The sequence below is a fragment of the Flectobacillus major DSM 103 genome (assembly GCF_000427405.1).
Lineage (GTDB): Bacteria > Bacteroidota > Bacteroidia > Cytophagales > Spirosomataceae > Flectobacillus > Flectobacillus major.
Genome location: NZ_ATXY01000005.1, coordinates 97,655 through 123,587 on the forward strand (window position 1 = coordinate 97,655; position 25,933 = coordinate 123,587).

Below are 25,933 nucleotides of genomic sequence, written 5' to 3' on the forward strand. Positions count from 1 at the left end.
AAATAGCTATCATTTTGAAAAATGATAATTCAGAGCAAAGCACCACGTTTGATTATAGATATTGATGGTGGAGTGAGCCTGCCCAAAGGTATTGACATTGGCGTTGTCTAAAATAGGCGTAAATCCTCTTGAATAGCGTATACCAAGGCTCAAGGCTGTATTCAATTGGTATTCTGTACCCAGTACTATTCCAAAATCAAATTTTTGTAAATACTTATTTTGCTGCATATTCTCTGTTGGAGTTCCATAAATAGAGCTGTCCCAAAAGTAATTTCCAGCGGTATCCTTTTTTTGAATAGCACCACTCAACAACGCCGAGATATAAGGGCCTGTATAGAATTGAAAATTATGGTAATAAAAGGTCGGAGCGATTGGCAATACTTGTAACACATACATTTTGAGCGTAGAATTATAATGGCCATGACTACTGTCTTGTAAAGCTATTCCCGAACCTACCTGTTGGAATGTCAATTCATGTTTTAGACCTATATATTCACCCAACTTATCATCAGCAGCGATACCAATAACAAAGCCCTGCAAAACTGATGTGTGGGCATTGTTTGATAATAATGCTAAATCTTTTCCATAAAAATCAGATACCGTAAAGCCTCCCTTCAAGGTTAATCTGATGCGTCCTTTTGAGAAAAGTTTATTTCTATATGCCATGCTTGTGTCAAGTGGTAGCTCAGGGCTATTTTGTGCCACCGTTGCCGAATAAAAGCAAACACTACAAACTAGCATGATGATGAATTTTTTCATTGAAATGTCGTTTAAAAATTAATATCCCAGATTCCTGTAGCTCGTTCTAGTTCGGTCAAAGCAACCGCATAGCGATACAATGTTTGATAATAGCCTTGTTGTACATCGTTGTAGGTACGTTGAGCATTTAGTACCTCTAGTAAAGACGTTTCGCCACGTTCATAGCTATAGATTTTGCCCTCTAATATGGCCTTGGCCTCGTTAAGTAGCCCCGTATTGAATTGTGATACCTGTTTTTGAGAGGCTATATAATTAAAATAAGCCTGTGTTACTTCTGCCTGAATTTGTAGTTCTATTTGGCGATACTGTGTTTCGGCCTGTAGGCCATTATAATACGCCGCTTTTAGCTCGCCATGATGGTTGTTAGAAAACTTTAAAGGAATCGAAACACCAGCCCCAAGTTGTACAAACGAAGGCGTTGGAGCAACAATATTGATCGAATACGAGCTATATGTAGCTCCTGTCGACAAGCCCAAATCAATAACTCTATTAGCTTCGGCTAGTTTTAGGATATTCCTAGAAACGGTTTTGTTTTGCAAAGCGGCTAATAAATCGGCTCGGGTATTCTGAGCCTCAATAACAAGTTTGGATAAAGTAAAATTTCGTTCAAACTTGCTAAGGTCACCTTGAGGAAGCAACAAGGTATCGGTCGTTTTAGTACCTAGTAAGAGCGATAAATTGACCAATGAGTTTTTCCAACTAGCTTCGGCTTGTAATACATCGTTGAGCATAATACCTGCTTCGAGTTGGCTTTGTTTGGCATCAACTGCTGTAATTGACCCTAGTTTGGCACGAATATGATTAGACTGAGCCAGTTTTTGGACAGACTGGTAAGAACTCAACTGAACATCGAAGAGTAGTTTATACTGCACCGCTGTTAGGTAACTAATAGTGGCATCGGCACGAAGATTACGAAAATAATCGAGCAGAAGGTATTGGCTCAATGCCGTTTGGCTTTGAGCCAAGTCGATTCTAGCTTTGCGTTTTCCTCCTAATTCTAGTGTCCATCCTATTGTTGAGTTGAAGCCATACCCCATTCCCATTCTTCGTTGGCCGTTGTCAAACCAAGCAAAATCTAGCTGAGGGTCGGGAAAAACTTTTGCAGTTTCAATCCCAGCCTCGGCAATATTGACATTGAATTTTTGGGCAGCATAACTAAGGTTATTTTTCCCAACTAATCCAATGAAGTTAGGGAAATGAATGGCTTTTTTATGAAAAGTTGTGTCAATCTGTGCGGTGGCATACTTGCTTAGCAGTAATAAAAGGGCAAGTACACGCCATTTATTATATATCAAATTCATGATTGCTATTTGTGTGGTTGTCTTCATGCTCAAATTTTTTCTCAAGCAAATAATAAAGCGATGGCAAAGCATATAGTGTTAATATGGTAGAAAATAGGAGTCCATAAACAATCACAGTAGCCAAAGGTCTTTGTACATCGCTGCCTATGCCTGTTGCTAAAGAGGCAGGCAGTAAGCCTAGTATAGCAACAGTGGCTGTCATCAATACGGGTCTGAAACGTTGTTTGGCTCCTACAATAACGGCATCTAAAAGAACAAAACCTTTTTTACGAAGCTGATTAATATGTGCAATCATAATGACACCATTTTGGATAGCTACGCCAAATAAAGCAATAAAACCTACCGATGACGATACGTTCAGGGTCATGCCACGTACATTAAGGGCGAGCATTCCGCCAAATAGGGCGAGGGGTACTATACTCATCAATAAACCCGCCTGACGAAATTTGCCAAAAGCACTATACAACAATACAAACATGATGGCTAAGGCTAGTGGCACAATAATGGCCAAATGGCTATAAGCTCTATTTTGGTTTTCAAACTGACCACCCCATTTGATTTTGAAGTTTGTGTGATTGTATTGTACTTGTTGCTCAATTTTTGTTTGTCCCTCTTTTACAAACGATGATAAGTCGTTGCCACGCAAATTGAGGCGAACAGTTAAATGTCGTTTATTCATTTCACGGGCAATGGTACTTTCACCAGTGTTGAGGGTAATATCGCATACCTGCGACAAAGGAATTTTAGCTCCTGCCGAATTGGTTAGCATCAAATTGCCAATTCTTTCGGGCGTATTGCGGCTTTCCGCACTAAATCGGCAAGTAATGTCGTACACTTTGTTGCCCACAAAAACCTGAGCAACAGCACTACCGCCCATGCCTACTTCAATAAGCTCGGCAACATCGCCCACATTGAGGCCATATTGAGCTATTTTGGCACGATTGGCACGTATCTGGATTTGGGGTAAAGGTGGTTCTTGATCAATAGCCAAGTCAACAGCCCCTTTGATATGGCGTAATACCCTGATAATTTCCTCGGCAATTCTTCGGGTTTCTTTAAAATCATCGCCATATACTTTTACTACAAGTTCGCTATGTGCCCCAGAAATTTTGTCCATAACACCGTCTATCATAGGCTGAGAAAACCCAATATTATACCCTGGCATAGTAGCATAGTCGGCTGCTAGCTCGTTGATTAAATCAGCCTTGGTTTTTCCCCATTCCCATTCGCTATAGGGTTTTAGGCCAACACTGCACTCAAAATGCGAAGGTGTCCAAGCGTCTGTTCCGTCGTCGTTTCGGCCAGCTTGTACCATCATATAAGTTACTTCTTTGTGGCGAAGGGTATGATGTCGTAGCGAATCGCTCATTTCTTTTGATTTCTCCAAAGTAATTCCAGGAGGTAGCGAAACCTGTAGCCAAATAGAACCTTCGTCGAGTGGGGGCAAAAAATCTTTTCCAACAGTAATCGTTAAAATAATAGCCATTAACAAAACACCCATCAAAGGTATGAATACCTTTTTGGGAGCTTGCATGATTTTTTGAATACGGCTATTGTATCGATTGGTCAATAGCTCTAGCCATTTGTTATGATACATTTTTTGAGGCTTTCGATAAATAAAATACGCAAGCCCCGGAATAAGAAACAGAGCTACCAGCAAGGCCCCAAACAAAGCATAACCGATGGTAAAGGCCATTGGTGTAAATAATTTTCGTTCTACACGCTCAAAGGCAAATAAGGGTAAATAGGCCGTGATAATAATAATAGTGGCAAAAAAAATGGGTTTTGCTACTTCTTTGGCTTTATCGGCAATACTCTTTTCTTCCAATGCTGTATGTTCGTCTTCTTCTCTTATTTTCAAAATGGTTTCCATCATTACAATAGCTCCATCGACAATAATTCCGAAGTCTATAGCACCAAGCGAAAGTAAATTGGCTGGGATATTGGTAAATTTCATCAAAATAAAGGCTACCAACAAAGCAATAGGAATAGTAGCGGCTACAATAAAAGCCCCACGCCAACTGCCCAAAAAAACAATAAGTACGATAATCACAAGGGTCATACCTTCCAAAAGGGTTTTGGAAACAGTATGAAGGGTGGTTTCGATAAGGTTGGTTCTGTCTAAAAAAGTATGAATTTTTACGCCTTCGGGAAGAATGCCATTGTTGAGTTCATCTACGGCTTGGTTGACTCCTTTTAGTACATCAGAAGGGTTTTGGCGTTTGAGTAACAATACAATCCCCTGAATATTATCAGAATAGTCGGCACCTCTTTTATCGCTATAACCCAATGCTCCTTTGCGTTCTAGATTACCATATTTGATTTTACCAATATCGTTGAGATAAATCGGTATTCCATTGACTGATTTTACCACAATTTGTCCCATATCGTCCAAATCTTTTACCAAACCTATGCCTCGTACCACAAAAGATTGGTCGCCACGGTTGACAACACTTCCTCCTGCATTGGTATTATTTTTTGTGATAGTTTCAGTAACCTCGCTCAGCGACAAGCGATATTGCTCCATTTTGCTAGGGTCAAGTTCTATTTGGTATTGGGTAGTAATACCACCAAAATTGGTTACATCGGCTACGCCAGCCACTTGCTTAATGCGTGGTACTATCACATATTTTTGAAGTTCGGTAAGTTTTCTTAAATCATGGGTTTTACTTTCAATAACATACCGATAGATTTCGCCAGTAGGCGAAGTTAGGGGGTCTAACCCTGGAATAGCCCCATAAGGTAGTTGTACGTCGTTTAGGCGTTCTTGAATACGTGCCCTTGCAAAATAGTCGTCTACGCCATCTTCAAAAACAATCGTAACCATCGATAGCCCAAAGGTACTTTTGCTACGCATAACGTGCATTCCCGGAAGACCATTGATAGCGCGTTCAATCGGAATAGTAATTTGTTGTTCTATCTCTTCGGCAGCGAGTCCCGGCACTTGTGTTACTACTTGTGACGTAACATCGCCAATGTCGGGATATGCTTCAATAGAGAGCTGTTTCCACGAATAAAAACCAAATATTGAAATTAATATAAATAGTGCTAACACTAGCCAACGTTTGGCTATGGCTGTTGCAAGAAAATCCTTTTTCATTCTGTTATATTCAGTAAAATATAAGCCTAAAAAATAGTGTAATGATGATGTATTTGATAGGTCAGATATTAAATGATATTTGACCTATCGCTGATACATTTATTTAGCATCTAATAAATAAAATGCACCTTCTTCAATGATTTTTTCACCTTCGTGTAAGCCAACTGTAATCGCTACACGGCCATTGTCGGTAATACCTGTTTCTACAAATCTTTTGAGGTATTTTCCTTGGCCTACTTCTACAAATACAAAACTCTTGTCGTTGAATTGAAGCACCGATTTGGCTGGAACAAAGAGGTTGGTAGAAGGCGTATTGATAAAGTTTACATTGACATACATTCCTGGTTTTAGGATATGGTCGTTGTTGGGGCATTCTATCAAAACTTGTACACTTCTGGTTTCTTCATCTACGATTTCGTTTACATGGAATATTTTGCCGATAATTTTTTTCTCAGGAAAAGCGGCTATATTGATTGTAGCACCAGCCAGTTTATTGATAAAATGAATATCTTTTTCCTTAACCATACCTGCCACCCAAACTTTGTTGAGTTCTGCTACAATAGCATACGGTGGGTCTTCGGCCTTGATATATTGTCCCATTACTACGGTATTACTGATAATTTCACCAGTAATAGGCGATGTAACAACAAGGGGCTGGCCAATGATTATTTTGTTGATATCGACCCCAAATATCTTCAAACTTGCAATGGCATTCTGGTATTCTTTTTCTCTGATTTCAAAATTAGTTTTGGCTTCTTCCAAATCTCGTTCTGTTCCTACCTCATTTTTTTTCAGGTCTTGTTGACGCTTTAGGGTGAGTTGGGCTGCTAGTAATTCAGATTTAGCTTGGAAAAATAGCTTTTGAGCATCTATAAACTCACGAGAAGTAAGCTCAAATAAAGGCGTACCTGCGTGTACTTTCATTCCCAATTTTAGCAATACTTTGGTAACTCGCCCCGCAAAAGGAGGAGCAATTTGAGCATATAGGTTGGGAATAGCCTTTACTGTACCAGCCGTAAGAAGCTCAAAACGGTAGGGTTCGGTGTGAATCGCCCGTATTGTTAGTTTGGGGGCTATGGTAGACTGTTTGGGTACTATAATGGTATCGCCTTGAAGCTCAAAGTTGTTTTGTTCTAGCACCGCTTTGGGGTGGTGGCAAGAAAACAACACGATACAACTAAGTAATGGTATAATGCTTTGTTTAAAGAGGCTTGAAAAGATTGGCTTTGCCCTTTGGCCAATACCTTTATCAAAATAGATAAATACTTGATTCATAATTTTATGGTGATTAGTAATGAGAAATAAATAGGCACAAAAGTCCGATTCTATTACTAAAAAGGCTGTTAGAGAACTACTAGAAAAAAATTAGAATTTTATTAGAGCAATTAAATATGCGGTATTGTAATGGTAAAAGTAGTACCATAATTGGGCATGGATGTTATAGTAATAGTGCCTTTATGAAGCAAGATAATTTTTTGGGTTAGCGATAGCCCTATTCCATTGCCATCGGCATATATTTTGTTACTTCCTCGGTAAAAAGGTGTAAAAATATTCTTCTGGTCGTTGGCCGAAATGCCTATTCCCTTATCAGAAAAAGCTAGTAGAATATGTTCATCTGTAAAGCTCACAGAAACCTTAGATTGCTTATTTTCAGAGAATTTACATCCGTTTTCAAACAAATTGGCAAAGGCTACTTTTAGCAAGTATTCATTGCCATTAATCGAAATATGTCTGTCGTCTTCAAAGTCACCTTCAAAATGAATATCAATTTTGTAGTGGGTATTTGCATGCTGTACTTGTTGTCGTGCATCTAGTAAAGCCTCATCAACCCTAATAGCCTTAAAAGCAATTTTGGAAGGGTCATAACTGGCCTTGGCAAGGTCGAGTAAGCTATTGGATAGCTTCACAAGCTTTCGGGCATCGCTCAGAACATTTTGTATTACTACCTTGTATTCTTCAATATTGCGATTTTTGTTGGTCGATAGCTCCAATTCGGTAATAATAGCCGAAAGGGGTGTTCGTATTTCATGAGAAATATTAGAAACAAAATGCTTTTGGGTATCGAACGAATTCTCAAGTCGGTTTAGCATTTCGTTAAAAGTATTGGCTAGCTCGCCAAGTTCATCTTTGCTACCATTGGTATTGAGGCGCAAATCGAGGTTAGTTGCTGATATATTTTTGGCCTTATTTGTCATTTCTTTGATAGGCTCAAAGGCTTTTTTAGAAAAAAAAAGCCCTGCCAAGTAAATGAATACGATAGCAATAACAAATACAATGGCACTGTTTTGCAGTAAGCTATTGAGTTTTTTGTAGCCGTATTGGTCATAAGCCGTTGCTGTAATAATATAGGTTTTATTTTCAAACTGATGTTCTAGCCCAACAACCTGCCATTTTTGTTTAAAAAATTGTATTTCATGATGCCGAGATATTTGGTCTATCATCTGGCGATTTTCTTTGACAAAATCAATGTCGAGGGCATCATGATACAGCAATACAAAATTGGTGTCGTAAATAGCCACTTCAACCTCATTCAATATTTGGCGGTTGTTGCGGTAAATATCTTGTAGGGTTTTGGCATCTACTTTGGCATTAAAAAACAAATTAGCTTTGGTAATAGCTTCTTTTTTTAGAACGGCATAAAATTCATTTTCTCTGCTTTTTTTGGCTGAGTAATAAATAATAAAAGCAAATACCAATAAAATAGTGGCAGTAATGAGGGTAAATAAAAGGGTGAGTCGTGTTTTGGCTTTCATTATTCAGCTTTCAAAATAAAGCCCATTCCCGATTTGGTATGAATTAGCTTTTTGTCAAAATCTTTATCAATTTTTTTGCGTAAGTAATTGATATACACATCAATAAAATTTGTACCTGTGTCGAAATGGGTATCCCAAACCTTTTCGGCAATCTCAATACGCGACAAAACTCGGTCGGGGTTTTGCATCATATATTCCAAAAGCTTAAATTCTTTGGGTGTTAGGTTAATCTCTGAGCCATTTCTTTTTACCAATTTGGTATGTAGATTGAGTTCTAAATCGGCAAATTTTAGCAAAAAACCCATAGTATTTTGGTGCGAATGCTGTCGTTTTAGCAAAGCCCTAATCCGTACCAATAGCTCTCGCATTTCAAAAGGTTTTACTAGGTAGTCGTCTGCACCAGCGTCAAAGCCTTCTACTTTATCATCGGTTGTACCCAGTGCCGTAAGAATAAGAATAGGCGTGTCGGGCTGAATTTCACGAATTTGTTTGCATAAATCAAGACCATCTATTTTGGGCAAGATAATATCGGTAAGTATGAGGTCGTACGGATTGTTGAGGGCTAATTTTTTGCCCGATAGCCCATCGTATGCTACCGTTGGTATAAAGCCATGTTCTTCCAAGCCTCTTTGAATAAGCTCGGCTACTCTTTGATCATCTTCAACAATTAGAATTTTCATAGCACAATAGTATACTTATTATTTGTGTATAATATACTTATAATCAGTTGTTTGTATGTGGTTGATGCTGTTATAATAACGATTCTAATTGACGAAAAACAGGTATTAAAGATTGGCCTTTTTCAGATAAAGTATATTCAATATGTAAAGGTTTTAGTTTTATCACTACTTTATCGAGCAAGCCTTGCTCTTCTAATTCTTTCAGGGCCACCGCAATCGACTGCTTATTTGAGCCTTCAATTTGGCGTAATAGTGAATTAAAACGTACCGCACCATCGAGGGCAAGACGAAATATTTGAGGCTTCCATTTACCTGAAAGCATCTTTAAAAGTCCTTCTGCTGGACAATGTTCTGTGGTATTTTTTGAGGTCATAATTTTCTGACTAATTGACTGGTGCTTTTAAAGTCTCCAATTTTGTAGCGAAGTTAGCAAGTAATATTCAGAAATAAAGGAGACCGATTGAATGCTAAGAATAATCCTGCTAATAGGTTGTAATGTTATTAAAACAGATAGAATCCATAAAATGTTCCAAGGCTAGACACACAAATACCCTCTTGAACTTTAAATGAACCCAAAGATTATATTAACTGGAGTACTACTTGTCAACTTAGCTTGCCAAGCCCAAACAAAAAAAGAAATGGTAGAAAATAAGAATAATCCACTTTTATGCGACCCCGAAACAGGGATTTGTGAAATGCCAATGGTAGCATCTACAGATAACAATACTTATATAGTGGCACAAAAAAAGCCCATCAAGATTATTTATTTTACCGACCCTATTTGTTCTTCTTGCTGGGGTATTGAGCCTCAACTGCGAAAACTCAAACTTGAATATGGCAATGACCTAGAAATTGATTATCGTATGGGGGGGCTTTTGCCCGATTGGAGCTATAATAATGGCGGTATAAGCAAGCCTTCGGATGTGGCACACCACTGGGACGAAGTAAGCCAATATTATGAGATGCCTATTGATGGCGATGTTTGGCTCGAAAAGCCTTTACATTCTTCGTATCCGCCTTCTATTGCGTTTAAGGCTGCCCAATTGCAGGATATTACAAAGGCTATTAAGTTTTTGAGAAGAATAAGAGAAATGGTTTTTCTAGAAAAAAAGAATATTACATACTGGGAACACCTAAGCGATGCCGCTAGTCAGGTAGGGCTGGATACCATACAGTTGAAAAAAGATTATGAAACCCGTGCTAAAGAGTTATTTCTCCAAGACCTAGCTTTGGCCAAAAAACTTGGTGTAAGAGGTTTTCCTACTTTGTATTTTGCCGATAGTTTGAATAATCAACAAGTAATATTTGGTTTTAAACCTTACCGCTTGTTTGAAAATGCTGTTATTAGTACTTATGCTGGTGCTACCAAAGCGAGTTATGATACCTCGTGGGAAGGTTTGTTTGGGGTATATCCAACCTTAACGAGTAAGGAGTTTGCAGAATTGTCGGGGTTATCCAAAAATGAAAGTGAAGTAGTATTAAATAAGCTTGTTTCTGAAAAAAAGCTCACAAAATATGTGACAAAAAACGGAGCTATTTGGAGCATTCGCTAAGCGATATTGTTAGTTTTACAGAACCTTTACCGAACAATTAGTATGTTGTATAAATCTCTTGATAAAAATTAATCATAAAAAAAGCGGTGGATTTTATAATCTACCGCTTTTTTTGCAATAAAGCTGTTTGAACTTTTATAACTAGCGAATAAGCCCGCCAACTAATTGAACCATAAGTTGAAACAGCGTTGATATATCAAAAAACTATACTAAGTCAAAACGATCAAGATTTGTTACTTTTGCCCAAGCAGCAACAAAATCTTTAACGAATTTCTCTTGCGAATCTGCAGAACCATAAACTTCAGCAATAGCTCTAAGTTCAGAGTTTGAGCCAAAGATAAGGTCGGTACGAGTACCTGTCCATTGGAGTTCGCCTGTAAAGCGGTTACGGCCTTCAAATACATCTTGAGCGTCGGAAGAAGCTCTCCAAGTAGTAGTGATGTCGAGTAAGTTTACAAAGAAATCATTGGTAAGAGAACCAGCACGTTTGGTAAATACACCATGTTTTGAGTGGTCAAAGTTAGTATCAAGTACACGCAATCCACCTACCAATACTGCCATTTCTGGAACATTCAAGGTCAATAATTGTGCTTTGTCAACAAGCATTTCTTCTTCCGACACAGTATATTTTGTTTTTACGTAGTTACGGAAACCGTCAGCGTTTGGCTCAAGAACCGCAAATGATTCTACGTCTGTTTGTTCTTGTGTGGCATCGGTACGACCAGCCGTAAATGGAACAGTAATATCGAAGCCAGCATTTTTGGCAGCTTGCTCAATACCTGCATTTCCAGCCAAAATAATCAAATCGGCAATAGATACCTGTTTGCCACCCGAAGCCGAGCTATTAAATTCTTCTTGAATACTTTCAAGAGTTTGTAATACTTTGGCCAATTGAGCAGGGTTATTAACCGCCCAATCTTTTTGAGGAGCCAAGCGAACACGAGCACCGTTTGCTCCACCACGCTTGTCAGAACCACGGAAAGTAGATGCCGAAGCCCAAGCCGTAGAAACCAACTCAGCAATAGATAGTCCAGAAGCCAATACGTTGGCTTTTAGGGCTGCTGCGTCTTGTTCGTCAATCAACGGATGAGCAACCGCAGGTACAGGGTCTTGCCAAATAAGCTCTTCAGCAGGTACTTCAGGCCCAATATAGCGTACTTTAGGCCCCATGTCGCGGTGAGTTAATTTGAACCACGCACGAGCGAAAGCATCAGCAAACTGGTCAGGATTCTCAAAGAAACGTCTTGATATTGGTTCGTAGATAGGGTCCATTCTCAAGGCGATGTCGGTCGTAAACATGATTGGAGCATGACGTTTTGAAGGGTCATGAGCATCGGGCACGGTGTTGGCACCCATGCCATGTTTAGGAATCCATTGATGAGCTCCAGCAGGGCTTTTGGTCAATTCCCATTCATAACCAAATAAATTCCAAAAATAATTGTTACTCCATTTGGTTGGGGTGGTACTCCAAGCACCTTCCAAGCCACTTGTAATAGTATAGCCTGCGTTACCAGTGCCGTAGGTATTTTTCCAGCCTAATCCTTGTTCTTCAATACTAGCTCCTGCTGGTTCTGGACCAACATATACACTTGGGTCGGCAGCACCGTGTGCTTTTCCAAAAGTATGTCCTCCTGCAATCAACGCTACGGTTTCTTCGTCGTTCATGGCCATACGGGCAAATGTTTCACGAATATCACGAGCTGCTGCAATTGGGTCAGGGTTTCCGTTAGGGCCTTCTGGGTTTACATAAATAAGCCCCATTTGTACTGCTGCAAGCGGGTTTTCTAACTCACGGTCGCCTGAATAACGTTTGTCATCCAACCATTTTCCTTCTACACCCCAATAAATATCTTCTTCTGGCTCCCAAACGTCTTCACGGCCAGCACCAAAACCAAAAGTTTTGAAACCCATTGATTCTAAAGCACAGTTACCTGCCAAAATCATGAGGTCGGCCCAAGAGATTTTTCTACCATATTTTTGTTTAATAGGCCAAAGCAACAAACGAGCTTTGTCGAGGTTACCATTATCTGGCCAGCTATTCAATGGGGCAAAGCGTTGTGTACCCGCACCAGCTCCACCACGACCGTCGGCAATACGGTATGTACCTGCACTGTGCCATGCCATACGGATAAAGAATGGGCCATAATGGCCATAATCGGCTGGCCACCAGTCTTGCGATGTAGTCATCAAGTCTAAAACATCTTGTTTCAAGGCTGCAAAGTCAAGCGATTTAAACTCTTCTGCATAATTGAAGTCCTCATTCATCGGATTCGATAATGAAGAGTGCTGACGAAGAATATTTAATCTTAACTGATTTGGCCACCAGTCATGGTTTCTTGTACCACCGCCAGCACTTTGTTTAATTGTTGTACCACTCGCTCCATGATTAAATGGGCATTTGGCTTCACCATTAGAGCCATTGTGTGATGCGTGAGAAGATGAATGTTGTTCCATTTTGTAGTTTTTTTTAATTACTTATAATAATAAATATAATTACTAATTGAGTTTTGATAATGTATTAAGCAAATGAGTGGTTAGATGATTGGTTCTCTGTTATTGCTAAACTATCATCGAAAGAATTGCCTATTGTTGTTGAAGATAAACTCTTCGGTCAGATATTTTTTGCTTTATTGCATTAAGTTATAAATAAAAAATCAGAGATTATATATAAATTTTTTAATATTATATTCTCAAAATTACAAGAAGATTTAATATAAGTCAAATCGATAGTTTTTATAATAACATAGTTTTTGTCTATATATCACCTTCTGAAAATATCCTCAACATAGCTTTCAACGTTATACAGCTGTGTATCAGTTCGATCTAAAAATATAGCTTATTATTATTGAAAATTGGTCAATAGTAAACGATAGCATTAGTTGTTGAAAAACTAATAATTATGTTGAAATATAGGGAAGTAAAGAAATGTTTTTGGACGAATAGCCATTAGACACAAAGGGTTTTCAGACTGTAAACAGGTGTACCTTGTGCCTAATGTATGTGTAGTAGGGGGGGGCAATTAGGTTAATCTTGAAAAATTACGGTATAAATCGCCTTTTCTCGAAGGCAATCAATAATCTGATTACTTATTTGTTCTGGGCTGACAGATAAAACTATCCTGATGATTCTGTCGGGGTCGTCCCAATCTATCGTCCATTCTATTACAGAGTCTATTGGGTTAAGACACTTCTTGATATGCCTATTTTGTGTTTTTAATAGCTTTTGAGGCTTTAGCAACAAGATATTGCCTATCAAAGTTGGATTATAGCATATTGTTGTCATAATTACAGTACGTTGTGTGTCTAAATATGAAGGAATAGTGTAATTAACTAGGTCATTTGATCAAGGATACGTTTTATAAAGCACCAAGTAGATTGGAAGGTGCTTCTCTGGATTTTTTAATATACAACCCTTACCCTAATGGCACGAAGCCCACTAAGCCCCTGCATTTCTTCGAGGGCAAGGTCTTCGAGCGACGCTTCGAGCTGCTTGGTTTCTTGCAAATACTTAATAAAAGGTAAATAGTCGACCAAATCTTTTTTGTGAGAATAGATAAGGGCTATTGTATTGGGCTGAGTGAGCCGCTCGCCTGTGCCGTCTATGTGTACCTTATCGATTCTTTTTTTGGCCATTTGGTATCGTATATTATAAGCACCTTCTACATCAAATCTTTTTTCATCTTCTCTAAAACAAATATCTACTGGATGATTATGAATAAATATTAGTTGGGTAGTATAAAGAGGTTTAGGTAATTTTTCGACCAATTGCTGGGTGATTTTGGCCATAGCTATCATCGACGAAAGCTGCCAGAGGCGAATATCCTTCAAATGAAAGCGTGTAAAAGTTTTTCCTTGAGCAATTGACTGCCCAATATATATGTCGTATTCTATGCCATCGGTACGAAACTTTTCAAAGTAAAAAGGATAATGCTTTTGGATGGTTTTTGTTTCAGCTTCTAGATATTCATTAAGGCTTATATTGATTTGTTGCATAGAATATTCTAGTTGTTGTCGATTTTGGTAAAATAGCCCTTGCTTATCTTGTAGAGCCTGTAGGTATTCGACAATATCTTCCCGAATGAGGGGTTCTTGTTGAGCAATATGATGGAGGTAATCGGTACTATCGGTATTCAAGAAAAACTCTAAATTACCTTTTTCGCTATTGTCTAGCTTTTCTTCAGCAAGCAATTTTATCCATTTTTTACAAGTAAAGAGTAACTCTTGCATTGTTCTGGAAGTATCTGAATGCGTATAAGACTGCACGGTAGTTAGTACCTCATAGAGGCGTTCTAGCTGATACTGTAAATCTGCTTGTTCGGCGAGGTTTCTTTCTACTGTAGAGTTTCTGATATCGATAGCACCATACAAAGGAAATACCTCACTGAAGCGAATGGGGCTTATGTTTTCGGTAGTATGATTTTTTTTATGATATAAATAATGCCATGCTATTTCGTTAAATTTCCATTGTACAGTTGGGTGTATGTAAGTAAAGCGTTCTTTGATAATGGTATCTAAAGCGAGATTAAATTTATCTATGCGAGATTTGAACAGCTGTGCAATAGGCATAAGCACCGATTCAAGTGCCGACAGTTTTTTTTCGTCGAAGGTATGGCCTTTCCATGTGTGCATACAAATAACGCCCACGGGTTGAGTATCGTAAAAAAGAGGCAACAGAGCTATAGAGCCAACATTAGCCTTTCTGAAAGGCTCGAATGTATCAACGGTTTTTTCGTTATTATCCCAAATATCAGGCGAAAACAAGAATGTTGGCGTGGTTGCATAGGCATCAATCAAGGGGCTATCGTGTACAAGTTGCGAATCCCACACCTGAAGGAGAATACCAGAACCTGTTTGGGTATGACTTTTTACCAGTTGATTATTGACCCTACAAAAAGGAAGTAGGTCAAATTCGATGGTATTGTTTTGTAGCAACATTTTCAGTACTTGAATCACTTCATCGTAGCTTTCATTTTCAAGGGTATCGGTAGGTTTCTGGGTAATTTCCTTGATTTGTGCTACAGCCACTTGTGTTGTTACGTCTACCACATTGATAACGGTAATACCTCGCAAAACGAAGAGGTCGAGTGGAAGTTCTTTTTTGAGTATTTCAAAAAAATCTTCTGAATTTAAGTGATTATAGAGTTTGCCAAAATCAAGCTTGGGTAATTCTGTTTGGCAGGTAACCTCAATAAAATCAACGTTTAGGTCGACAGCATAAAAGTGTTGTAACCCTGTTTGGCTGTTGGTATGGGCATAACATTTGGCTGTTTTGACAGGTACTTGAAAATCATATAAACGTTGTAGAATAAGGGCATACGTAACATGCAATATTTCGTCTTGCTCCTTGACTTCTGCACCTCCTATTGGTGAATAAGACAAATTGTCCCAATCTTTTTCAAAAAGATCATAGATGAGGTCTGTTCCATAAAAAATAGAAGGCGACATGGGGGGCGATATTCCCCAAACCAAAAGTTTTTCAGGAACTAATGGGGGCGAAAGAAGCGAATAGAGGTATTCCAATAAGGTTTCGTATTGCTGTGCTTCATGAATTGTTATATCATGGCTGGGTATATCGTGTTGGCGGATATAGGTCAAAAGCGAATAATATTGCGATGCCTTATAAGACGACTCTTCGGTAGTAAACTTTTCAAGGTACTTGATAAATGGCCCAAAAGAAAGATTCATTTGAGGCATGGCTTGCATCAATCGATTCTCTGATATTTTTAATATTGTATTTTTCATACAATCTCTATTTTGTGAAGCATAATATAAATATTGTATTTTAGTAACTAGGCGAAAGAGAGATAAAGAACATGATAATTTCCCAAATATAATAACGAGCAGATGTTTTTCAATTTTCCAGTTATGGAATGCCTATTTAATAATGGGCGATGAGCTTTCTTTATTTAATGCCATTTTCCGCCCATTTCCATTAAGAATAGAACACAAAAACAGTTCATTGACACAAGTAATAAATTTATGATGTTCCTTTGCTATTTGTAACGAAATATCGCTAGAAATTTTTTGAATAAACCACCCATACAGCTTTGCGATAAAATGGGCATCTATATCCATCCGATACAGGTTTTCGTGTTGCCCTCTAGCGATATTTCTTGCCAAAAAAGGAAGTAATTTTTCGTTGGTATATTGTAATAGAATACGGTATGCTGTGTTATAATATTGTTGTATATCGCTCATAAACCTAGGTGTAATGAGCGATAAATGAGCTTCGGTATACTGGAAATAGTAGCGTATTTCGGAAATAGCATTAGGCGAAATATTGGGCCAAATCCTAATATGTTGCTCAATGCTACCTACGAAATGCTTGACTACGTACTCGATGAGTGTACTCTTATTGGTAAAATATTGATACAATGTTTTTTTAGAAATCCCACATTCGGCTGTAATATCATCCATAGTAACAGCCCTAATGCCTTGTTGGCCAAATAGGGTTATTGCTGTTTCGATAATATGGATTTGTTTAGGTTTCATTTATCTTAATTCGCCGATAGCTTTCTTATAGTTTGCTATATTTATTTTGTATTCTACTTTTGCGTCGATATTGTTGGAATAGGCTTGTTGCCAAATTACCTGAGCCTCTAGTACGTCTTTGCCTGTAATAGTTCCTGCTTTGTAGCGGTCGTTGGCCAATCGAAGGTTTTCTTCGGCTTGTTTAATAGAATAGGCCGACAAATCAATTTTTTTGACAGATTGATTAAGCTGTAGCCATGCACTTTGTACCTGAAGATTGATTAACTCTTTTGATTCTTCTAGTTCCCATTGTTTGGCTTGTATTTTTAATTCTTGTTCTTTTACTTTTTTGGCATTTTTGCCCCAGTCAAAAATAGGAATCGAAATATTGAATAAACCAAAATACGAAAGTAATGTGCTACCTCCATCAGTAAAATTGGCGTTTTTTCCTACAGCACTCATGGCTGACAGATATAACCCAACTTGAGGTTTCATATCGGCTTGTATTAATTGTGTTTGGATTTGCTCGATAGCGATTGCTTTTTTGAGTACATTAATTTCAGGGCGATTTTCGGCAATTCCGTCGAGTGGCTGAGCGGCTATTTCATTAAAACTTCCTGCCACCGAATCGTCGATATTAAAGTTGGTATTGTTGGGCTGGCCAATAATTTGAGCAAGGTTAAATTTAGCCAATACCAAACCGTCGTTGGCTTTGGCAATATTTAGCTCGGCTTCGTTGAGGTTTACTTCAACCCTCAGCAAGTCGTTTTTATAGGTAAGGCCTGCGTCGACAGCATTCTTTAGTTCGGTACGAAGCTGCAGAAGCATTTCTTTGTATTTGTTGGCCAGAATAACCTTTTCTTTTACTTGTACAATTTGCCAGTAGGCACTTTCTACTGCCAATAGTACGTCTACTTCGGTCATTACCTTTTGGCCTTCCGATATTTCTACAGCTTTGGAAGAGGCATCTTTACCGAGTTTTATTTTGCCCCCTGCATAGATAGGCTGAGTAGCCGACACAGAGCCATTGAGAGAGGCCACTGGTAGTAATTTACTAAGTGGACTGCCAACGTGAAGCCCCAAAATAGAGGCATCAAACGATGGGTGGTCGTTGAGTTGGGTGGCTTCGCTAGCCATTCTAGCTGCCGATATTTGCGATTGTGCTGCCTTCACTTTCTTGTTCTGAGTGAGGGCCATTTCTCGGCAATTTTGAAGAGAAAATGTAGTGGTTTGGGCATCACAGGGTAAAGCCCATCCTGCTATTACCACTATGGCTAATGCTTTACAATACTTGATAAGATTCATCTTATTGCTTTTTGTTTTTATCAAATGCTATTGTTGGTAGGTATATGAGGGGGCATTCTCAACTAACCAAGGTTGTTGACTCCTCATCAATATTTCGCTCTCTACAATGCCCCCAATTACCTGTATTGTACTCGTGTTGTTGTTTAGTGATGCTCTGGCTTATATTGGATTTCTACGGTAGCATCGGCCAAATCTTGGGGTTCTGGCTCAGGTTTTACAAATTTGTAATACAGAACAGGAATAACAAATAAGGTAAGTACCATAGAAATAATAAGACCAAACGCCAATACACTGCCAAGAGGAGCCCAGAGTGGCGACTTGCCTACAATCATTGGCACAACCCCCACGGCGGCGGCGGCCGATGTAAGAAATATAGGTCGCATTCGGCGTTTGGCCGAAGCTAGGGCAGCCGCTTTGATGGTATAGCCGTGTTCGAGGACAAGCTCGTCGGCGTAGTCGACAAGGATAATGCCGTTTCGTACTACAATACCAATAAGACTAATTACTCCCATAAAGGCTGTCATACCGATAGGGTTGTTGGTAACATACAGCCCCAAGAAAGCCCCCAGTAAGCTTAGTGGAAAAGTGGCCAAAATAATAAGGGTTTTTCCGAAGCTTTTGAACTGAAATAATAGTGTAACAAAAATCAAAATTAAACTTACACCCAAGGCTGTGAGCATACCAGGGGTATTTTCGGCATTTGATTCATAGTCGCCACCGTACTGAATACTAATGCCTTCGGGCAAATTAAGCTTTTCAATTTTGGGCTGAACCTCTTTTAAAATATTGGATGCTCGAATACCGTTTTGGGCTTCTGATAAAACCGTAAGCGTTCGGATACCATTGCGGTGAGCAATTACACCTGTGTGCCACGAAGGAGTAAGTTCGGCTACTTCGTTTAAGGGTACTTTTCCACCATACATAGTACCCAAATGGATATTGCCAAGGGTATTTATATCTTTGCGGTTGTTGGCATCGAGTCGGAGGAATATATCTACAGGCTTGTCGCCTTCCCATAGCTGAGATACGGCATAACCTTTTAGCCCAGCTCCTAGGGTTTGGGTAATTACTTGATTAGGAACACCCAAACGAGCCGCAACGTCTTCTTTTATATTGAGACTAATACCCAAATAATCATTTTCATAATCAGAACGCACCCAGTTTGTGCCTTTGGCTTCTTTCAAAATGTGTTCTATTTGTTCGGCTACACGTTTTTGGTCGTTGATATTATTACCAATTACTTTTACAGCAATAGGAGAGCCTTCCTGAAAGCTTAATTGCCGAAACCTTACATAGCCATCTTTGACAAACCCTTCAAACTTAGGACGGTATTGATGAACAATATCGTCGGTAGCCTGATTACTGGTAGTGGTAATAAAAAGCTGGGCGAAATTTTTACGTGGTATTTCGGGAGCATACGAAGTTTGGAAACGAGGTGAGCTTGTTCCGATAAAACTTGCGACACTTACGACACGTTTGTCTTTTTTTAGGATTTCTTCTACACGCCTAACGGCATTGTCGGTTTCGGAAAGAGACGACCCATCGGGCATCCAAACTTCAATATTAAATTGGTTTCGTTCGCTGGTTGGAAAAAACTCTTGGTCTACTTTTCCACCAATAAAAAAGGCCAATAAAACCGCTAACGCAGCCCCTAGCATGGTAGTTTTGGGCCAGCGAAAACAAAGCTCAACGGTTATATTGAATACATTTTGTAGCCTATCGAGCAGTGATTTTTTGGGCGGTCGGTCAGAAACCTTGTGCTTCAAGCCTTTTTTGATAAATACATAACACGTGTAAGGTGTTAAAAATAAGGCTACTAGCATGGATGTGATCAGTGCTACTGCTACAGTAATTGGTAGCGAAGCCATAAAGTCTTTGGCAATACCATTCATAAAAAATGCCAGTGGTGCAAAAGCAAATATAATGGCTAGGGTAGCCGTAAATATAGGCAACGTAAGCTGTGTGGCAGCCTGCCAAGCACCTGTCCAAGGGCTAATGCCTTCATCGAGTTTTTCGATATAATTATCTACCACAACAATGGCATTGTCGACGACCATCCCAAGCACAATAATAAGGGCAGCAAGCGAAACCTGATGTAATTCGACCCCAATGATATTCATCAAACCAAAAGTAATCAGAATAGCAATAGGTGCTGCAATCGACGATACGGCGGCCATTCTAAATGGTAATAGCAACATTACAACAATAATTACCGAGGCTATAGCCATACCAAACTCGACCATAAAATGGCTGATACTTTCTTCTACTACTTGGGGCTGATTAACAATGGTTTCGATTTTGATGTCTTCAGGAAAGGTTTTTTGGAGTTCTTGGAGTTTTTCGTCTACTTTATCTCCAAAAGCCACAATATTGTTTCCTGGCTGCATTTCTGTTGAAATCAACATTACTTTATCGTTTCCAATACGGATATAAGACGACTCTTCTTCATAACGTCTTTCTATATTAGCGACATCCTTGAGCCGTACTACAACGCCATCGGGCGTGGTATAAATCACTTGATTAGCAATATCGGCTTGTGTTTTGAACTGACTATTGGTAAAAACAGGAATGGTATTTTTGCTGATAGTTAGCTCGCCCGAATACCCTGTAATGTTTTGTGCCTGCAAGGTTTTTACGATAGTGCCTAGATCAAAGCCATATTGCTGCATTTTTTGGTCGTCTACCGTAACATAAATTTGTTGCTTTTGTCCGCCCGACCTATTGATTTTAGATACCTCAGGAATGGTTTTGAGGGCATCTTCCATTTTGTCGAGGTACTGTTCTAGTTCGGCATAACTTCTTGTAGCAGAAGATACGGCAATGATTTGAGCGGTTACATCACCAAAGTTGCTATTAACTACTGGCCCAATTACTCCCGATGGAATATTTGACCTTAGGGTAGTGTTGAGGCCGTGTTGTAATGTTGCCCAAAACTTCTTTCTATCTTTTATACGAGTATGGAGTTCGATGGTAATAAAAACCTGTCCATCTCGGGTTTGTGATTTGGTTTTTTGTTTATTAACTTCTTCAAAAGAAAACAAATATTGTTCAATTTTATTGGTTACTTGTTTTTCCATTTGTACCTCGTTGGCCCCAGGGTAAAAAGCATACACCATGGCTACGGGCGTATCTATTTTGGGGTCTTCGGCACGAGGCATATTCCGAAGAGAATAATAGCCGAATATCAATAACAGGCAGGTGATAACAATCGTTACTTCCTTGTACCTCATTGCAGCTTCAATAAAATTTATCTTTCGCTTTTCCATTGTATTTTTTTGCTAAAAACTGACACCAACGTTTTATTTTAAAAGTTTACTAAAGCTCCGTCTCTGAGCTGGGTTTGCCCTTCAACAACAATTAGGTCACTTTTATCTAGCCCATCTTTTACAATTGCTTCTTTATTGCCAATAAGGCTGCTTACTACGATACGTTTTTTGATGGCCTTTTTGTCGGCGTTTATAACAAATACATAAGTAAGGTCGTCGGCATCTCTGACCACCGCTGTAGCTGGAATAGTTAGTACGGGAACGTACTTATTAGGATTGATTTCGACATTGGCAATCATCCCTGGCAATAGGTTTTGGCTAGGGTTATTCAATTGAATTTTAGCAGAATAGGTTTTAGAAGCGGCATCTGCCTGAGGATTGATGATAGAAATTACACCTCGTACCGAGTCGTTGAGGGTAGGAATAAACACAGTTGTGAGCATTCCCTTTTTAAAATTGCCAATTTCATTTTCTGGTACTGTAATTTTGGCATATACCTTGTCGGTTTTGATAATCGTAAATGCTGGTATTCCTGGTGCTGCCATACTACCACGTTCTATGAGTTTTTCGGTAATAATACCCGACATTGGCGAGTACAATTTGCTATCGGCAATGTGCTTGTTATTAATACTTTTGCTAGCTTTTGCCTGAGCCAATTTTGTTTTAATATCGATATAATCTTTGGCTGGAAGGCTACCTTTTTGATAAAGTTCGTTGAGCCTTTGATACATATCTTCGGCTTGTTCGAGGCCTGCATTGGCAATAATCAAAGCATTCTCATATTCGGTGGCATCTATACTGGCCAAAAGCTGGCCTTGTGTTACAAACTGACCTTCTTTTACCGTTACATTATTGATAACTCCCGAAACCGCAAAGCCTATTTTGGTAGTAATATCGGGCTCAATAGTAGCCGAATATGTTAGCTTTTGGAGGCTATTGATTTGTTGTACCTGCTGGGTAGTTACTTTAACGGGTTGAGGTTTATCTTGCGTTTCGGTTGGTTTGTTATCACAGGCCGACAACATCAGGGCGGTCACTAGCAGGGGGAAAGCCTGTACTAGACTTGACTTTATCATAGGGATTTTCGTGTTTAAAAGATACTTGAACTTGACATTGCAAAGATGATATACCAAGTAGCTTTTAAAAAGGTCGAGAATTCGGCAAGATTGGTCAAAAAGTCGGCTGTAGTCTTTTATACTAAAAATAATCCGAAAAAAGAGCCAAAAATGTAGTTGTAGGTCATTATAATTTACGATATTCTTTTGGAGAAATCCCTGTGTGTCTCTTAAAAAACTTTCCAAAGAATGATTGGTCACTAAAACGAAGCTCTTCGGCAATCTGGGCAATACTCAGGTTGGAGTCGCTCAGCAATAATTTGGCTTCTTGAATCACAAAATCGTCGATAATTTCACCAGCACTTTTTCCTGATATTTCTTTGACCGTTTCGGTAAGGTATTTGGGTGTAATATGTAATTGAGACGCGTAAGCCTGTACATTTCGCTGAAATTTGGCTTGTTTTTGTAATAGCGTTACAAAATTCATGACTAAATTTTCTTTTCTCGACAAATTGGGGTTTTTAAAATTGGAGTATTTTTTGGCAAATCCTGCCAATTCATACATAAAAATATTAAAGGTAGAATAGAATAATTCTTTGCCAAAAGGATGTTCGTTTAGGGTGGTATAACGCTCTGAAATCTGAAGCATTAGTTTTTTGACGGTATTGGCATCTTTGGTATCAAGACTCCAATGCGGTGTGAGCTGATACGATAAATAGCTAAATACCTCAGGGAGGTTTTTTACCATATCGATTGCTTTGGTCATAAAATTTGCCGTAAAAGCTATACCTGATATTAATACTTGGGTATTATTGTTATAATTAGACCGTTTTAGATCGTTGGGAGTCGTAACAACTATATCATTTTTCTCGATTCTATATTCTTGTAAATTAATATTGAGGGTTAGCTCACCCTGTAATACTACAAATATAAGGAAGCAGTCGGTACGAAAATGTTTCTTATATATTTCGTGCTCTATAATAGGGCAATTGATATTGATGCTGAAATCTTCAGTATTATACCCTTCAAATACAGGGTCTATAAATAAATCAGCCATTTTATAGACGGGGGTATTCTCTCCTTTGGGTTTCATGGAAATATAAATTAGGGATGGTAAATTGTATATTGAAAGTAGGCGAGTATCCAATGGCAAAGGTATAATTTTATTTATAAATAATAAGTGCTTATGGTATTTTGAATTTTTAGGATTGGGTCTATTACTATATTTTTTAGATGAATAATCTGTGCAATGATAATCAATTTTTAGGCTCAAATCGCCGTATCTGTAGTTTATTTGACACCCCAAATAAATAATCCCGTTTTCTTATTAATCTCAATGTCATGACACTAAAGCGTACTAACTATGATAACTATACGTATGTGTTTGTGGGGCATTCAAAACAAGTATTGTGCAAATAATAAACCAATAATTCTGTTGTAGCGATACCCCATAATATTGATTAAGCTTGTAGACAGTACTGATACAAAATAGAAAAATCGGTACAAGAAGGAGTTTATCGTTGGCATATTTTGTCGGCCTATACTATAGTCTATTCATTTTTGACTAACCATAATAGTAATAATTGTTATTTGTAAGGTATCTTTGCCACATTGATTTATTTTATGTTTGGACTCCAATATCATATCGGTAAGCTCAATCCCCAAAAGGCTCGTCAAGCACGCAATGCCGTTTTGGTGGCTATTGTATGTATTATGGCCGCCCAAGGATTAATCATTCACCTTTTGGCGTTGTCAATATCGGCTCATGACGAGTTTAGCCAAGGATTGTTAAAAGCCGAAACGGAGATTGTGTCAACGCATCAAGTTTGGAAGCAAAAAGTAAAGACAATCCTGAACCTTTCGGTAGAAAATAATACGCCAGAAAAACCAAGCTCTAGCAGTAATATTGTTGTAACGTTCAATCTTTTTGTAGAAAAAATCGGTATCGAAATACCTTCTTGCCATTTTGACGAACTAGAACATCAATCTTTATTTAGTTATATCAATTTTTATCATCGGCTTCATAAGCAAAAAATCCCTCACCCGCCACAAAGGCAATCGTATTTTTCTTAGGCACATTCTTGGTCATTATTTTGTGTACAGTACTCATCTATAAGCCTTTGGCTTGATAGCTCGAAATATATTGCCTCAATGGCATTGTGCTGTACCCTTCTAAGCTGTTGTATCTGCTACGATGACAACCCCAATCGGTGTGCCTTATTATTGATTTTAACTACAATTTATAGGGTTTTTAAACAAAAGATTCATCATGGATTTTCCCATATTTCATTTAGATTTTATGGGCGATAGGCTATTGATTGCCATTATCGCTGTTTTACACGTGCTGATTAACCACGGCTTGGCAGTAGGTTTTATTCCGTTGGTTACATGGCTCGAATACATTGGTTACAAAAAAGGTGGTCAAAGCGAAATTACCAATACTAGTTGGGACAAGCTAGCGTATCATCTTATGACAGTAGCCTTTATTATTACTACTACCATCGGAGCAATGACGGGTGTGGGTATTTGGTTTGCGTCGTCATTGGTAAACCCTGCTTCTATTGGGTCGCTTATTCGGGTTTTTTATGGAGCTTGGTTTGTTGAATGGATGGTTTTTGTTACGGAGGTTGTCTTGATTCTGATTTATTATTTGTCTTGGAAAAAATCCCTGAAAAGTATCAAGGCCAAAGCTAAACATATCAAATTGGGGGCATCGCTTAGTATTTTTTCATGGGTTACTATGTCGATTATTGTATCTATTCTGGGGTTTATGATGGATACTGGTAGTTGGGTCGAAAACAAAACGTTTGTATCGGGTTTTACAAACCCTATTTACTTACCACAATTAGCCTTCCGAACACCTCTGGCAGCACTAATGGGCGGCTCTATTGCCTTATTTTTATGTTTACTTTTTACCAAAAAGGACACCGAAATCCGACAAGATGCAAGCCGGGCTATAGCCAAATGGATGTTAATAGCTACACCATTTACGGCGGTGGCGGCTTTTTGGTATCATAGCCGTATACCGCATTTGATGATAGGTAACTTGCCTGTAGCTGTGGGTACAATGGACTTCCAGTTGTGGTATGACCTCTTGGTAAAATTTATTTGGGGAGCTTTGGGCTCGGTACTCATTGTAGCAGGGTTTACTTATTTCAAGCCCCAAATTAAGCTTCCCAAGGTATTGTATATTGTTCCAGTAATAGGAATGCTGGGCTTTGCTGGTATTTTTGAGCGTATTCGGGAGTTTATCAGAAAGCCTTACGTGATAGGTAATTATATGTATTCCAATACTTTACGAAAAGAGGATTATCCTTTGTATAAACGAGATGGCCTATTGGCACATGCTGTTTTTTCGCCTGTAAAAGAAGTTACAGAAGCCAACAAACTGGTGGCAGGCGAACAAGTTTTTTTATTGGCTTGTAGTCGGTGTCATACTACCAATGGTATAAACTCGGTCGTAGAAAAATTTGAAAATATGTATAGCATCAAAAACGGTGAACCACTCAACCCCGACTTGATGAAAAACTACATTGCCCATATCGAAAACGCTCGCTATTTTATGCCTCCTTTTCCTGGTAATGAAAAAGAACTAGGGGCTTTGGTAGAATACATCAAGCATATACAAGCCCAACGTGTACCGTCGGAAGGGGTACAAGAAAGAGGTATTGCCAGTGTTCAATAATTATTT

At 38.7% G+C, this 25,933-nt stretch carries 18 protein-coding genes; 3 read left to right on the forward strand and 15 right to left on the reverse strand.

The genetic code is table 11. The annotated features are described in order from the left end of the window. Positions 1 to 9: 9 nt before the first annotated feature. The 7 genes from FLEMA_RS0101540 to FLEMA_RS0101570 all read right to left on the reverse strand — a co-directional run bounded on the left by FLEMA_RS0101540 (position 10) and on the right by FLEMA_RS0101570 (position 8,966). Positions 10 to 759, reverse strand: coding sequence for an outer membrane beta-barrel protein (locus FLEMA_RS0101540; RefSeq protein ID WP_026993933.1), 750 nt, complete (start codon positions 757 to 759; stop codon positions 10 to 12). 11 nt (positions 760 to 770) lie between these two features. Beyond that, positions 771 to 2,060 carry a TolC family protein gene (locus tag FLEMA_RS0101545; protein WP_026993934.1) on the reverse strand — a complete coding sequence of 430 codons (1,290 nt, stop codon included), beginning with the start codon at positions 2,058 to 2,060 and terminating at the stop codon, positions 771 to 773. Beyond that, a complete protein-coding gene (locus tag FLEMA_RS0101550; protein ID WP_026993935.1) occupies positions 2,044 to 5,160 on the reverse strand; it encodes an efflux RND transporter permease subunit in 3,117 nt (1,038 codons plus the stop codon). Before FLEMA_RS0101550 ends, FLEMA_RS0101545 begins: the two co-directional genes overlap by 17 nt. A gap of 99 nt (positions 5,161 to 5,259) precedes the next feature. Beyond that, positions 5,260 to 6,435: an efflux RND transporter periplasmic adaptor subunit gene (locus FLEMA_RS0101555; protein WP_052353908.1), complete on the reverse strand. Its 1,176-nt coding sequence runs from the start codon at positions 6,433 to 6,435 to the stop codon at positions 5,260 to 5,262. 110 nt (positions 6,436 to 6,545) lie between these two features. Continuing rightward, complete coding sequence (locus tag FLEMA_RS0101560; protein WP_026993937.1) at positions 6,546 to 7,913, reverse strand: HAMP domain-containing sensor histidine kinase; 1,368 nt, start codon at positions 7,911 to 7,913, stop codon at positions 6,546 to 6,548. Further along, positions 7,913 to 8,593 carry a response regulator transcription factor gene (locus tag FLEMA_RS0101565; protein ID WP_026993938.1) on the reverse strand — a complete coding sequence of 227 codons (681 nt, stop codon included), beginning with the start codon at positions 8,591 to 8,593 and terminating at the stop codon, positions 7,913 to 7,915. Before FLEMA_RS0101565 ends, FLEMA_RS0101560 begins: the two co-directional genes overlap by 1 nt. A gap of 70 nt (positions 8,594 to 8,663) precedes the next feature. After that, positions 8,664 to 8,966: a winged helix-turn-helix transcriptional regulator gene (locus FLEMA_RS0101570; RefSeq protein WP_026993939.1), complete on the reverse strand. Its 303-nt coding sequence runs from the start codon at positions 8,964 to 8,966 to the stop codon at positions 8,664 to 8,666. 265 nt (positions 8,967 to 9,231) lie between these two features. Between FLEMA_RS0101570 and FLEMA_RS0101575 the strand changes: the two genes are divergently transcribed. Continuing rightward, on the forward strand, positions 9,232 to 10,146 hold the full coding sequence (locus FLEMA_RS0101575) for a ClpXP adapter SpxH family protein (protein ID WP_026993940.1): 915 nt from the start codon (positions 9,232 to 9,234) through the stop codon (positions 10,144 to 10,146). A 204-nt stretch (positions 10,147 to 10,350) separates the two neighbouring features. Here the strand turns inward: FLEMA_RS0101575 and katG are convergent, their stop codons facing one another. The 8 genes from katG to FLEMA_RS75845 all read right to left on the reverse strand — a co-directional run bounded on the left by katG (position 10,351) and on the right by FLEMA_RS75845 (position 23,335). After that, the gene (katG, locus tag FLEMA_RS0101580) at positions 10,351 to 12,600 is read right to left on the reverse strand and encodes a catalase/peroxidase HPI (protein WP_026993941.1); all 2,250 of its coding nucleotides are present in this window, start codon (positions 12,598 to 12,600) and stop codon (positions 10,351 to 10,353) included. A 570-nt stretch (positions 12,601 to 13,170) separates the two neighbouring features. Continuing rightward, positions 13,171 to 13,428 (reverse strand): hypothetical protein, encoded by a 258-nt coding sequence (locus FLEMA_RS0101585; protein ID WP_026993942.1) that lies wholly within the window; start codon positions 13,426 to 13,428, stop codon positions 13,171 to 13,173. A 116-nt stretch (positions 13,429 to 13,544) separates the two neighbouring features. Beyond that, positions 13,545 to 15,887 carry a GAF domain-containing protein gene (locus FLEMA_RS0101590; RefSeq protein ID WP_026993943.1) on the reverse strand — a complete coding sequence of 781 codons (2,343 nt, stop codon included), beginning with the start codon at positions 15,885 to 15,887 and terminating at the stop codon, positions 13,545 to 13,547. A gap of 132 nt (positions 15,888 to 16,019) precedes the next feature. Next, positions 16,020 to 16,637, reverse strand: coding sequence for a TetR/AcrR family transcriptional regulator (locus FLEMA_RS0101595; RefSeq protein ID WP_026993944.1), 618 nt, complete (start codon positions 16,635 to 16,637; stop codon positions 16,020 to 16,022). After that, positions 16,638 to 17,921 carry a TolC family protein gene (locus FLEMA_RS0101600; RefSeq protein ID WP_026993945.1) on the reverse strand — a complete coding sequence of 428 codons (1,284 nt, stop codon included), beginning with the start codon at positions 17,919 to 17,921 and terminating at the stop codon, positions 16,638 to 16,640. 143 nt (positions 17,922 to 18,064) lie between these two features. Next, positions 18,065 to 21,187 (reverse strand): efflux RND transporter permease subunit, encoded by a 3,123-nt coding sequence (locus FLEMA_RS0101605; RefSeq protein WP_174395944.1) that lies wholly within the window; start codon positions 21,185 to 21,187, stop codon positions 18,065 to 18,067. 38 nt (positions 21,188 to 21,225) lie between these two features. Further along, entirely contained in the window at positions 21,226 to 22,263 is a 1,038-nt protein-coding gene (locus FLEMA_RS67170; RefSeq protein WP_081681234.1) for an efflux RND transporter periplasmic adaptor subunit, read from the reverse strand. A gap of 166 nt (positions 22,264 to 22,429) precedes the next feature. Beyond that, entirely contained in the window at positions 22,430 to 23,335 is a 906-nt protein-coding gene (locus tag FLEMA_RS75845) for an AraC family transcriptional regulator (protein ID WP_052353909.1), read from the reverse strand. Between the two features lie 530 nt (positions 23,336 to 23,865). Between FLEMA_RS75845 and FLEMA_RS0101625 the strand changes: the two genes are divergently transcribed. Both FLEMA_RS0101625 and FLEMA_RS0101630 read left to right on the forward strand, forming a co-directional pair. Next, positions 23,866 to 24,315, forward strand: a complete 450-nt coding sequence (locus FLEMA_RS0101625) for a hypothetical protein (protein ID WP_026993947.1) — start codon at positions 23,866 to 23,868, stop codon at positions 24,313 to 24,315. A 196-nt stretch (positions 24,316 to 24,511) separates the two neighbouring features. After that, positions 24,512 to 25,927, forward strand: a complete 1,416-nt coding sequence (locus tag FLEMA_RS0101630) for a cytochrome c (RefSeq protein ID WP_026993948.1) — start codon at positions 24,512 to 24,514, stop codon at positions 25,925 to 25,927. The last annotated feature ends 6 nt before the right edge of the window (positions 25,928 to 25,933 follow it).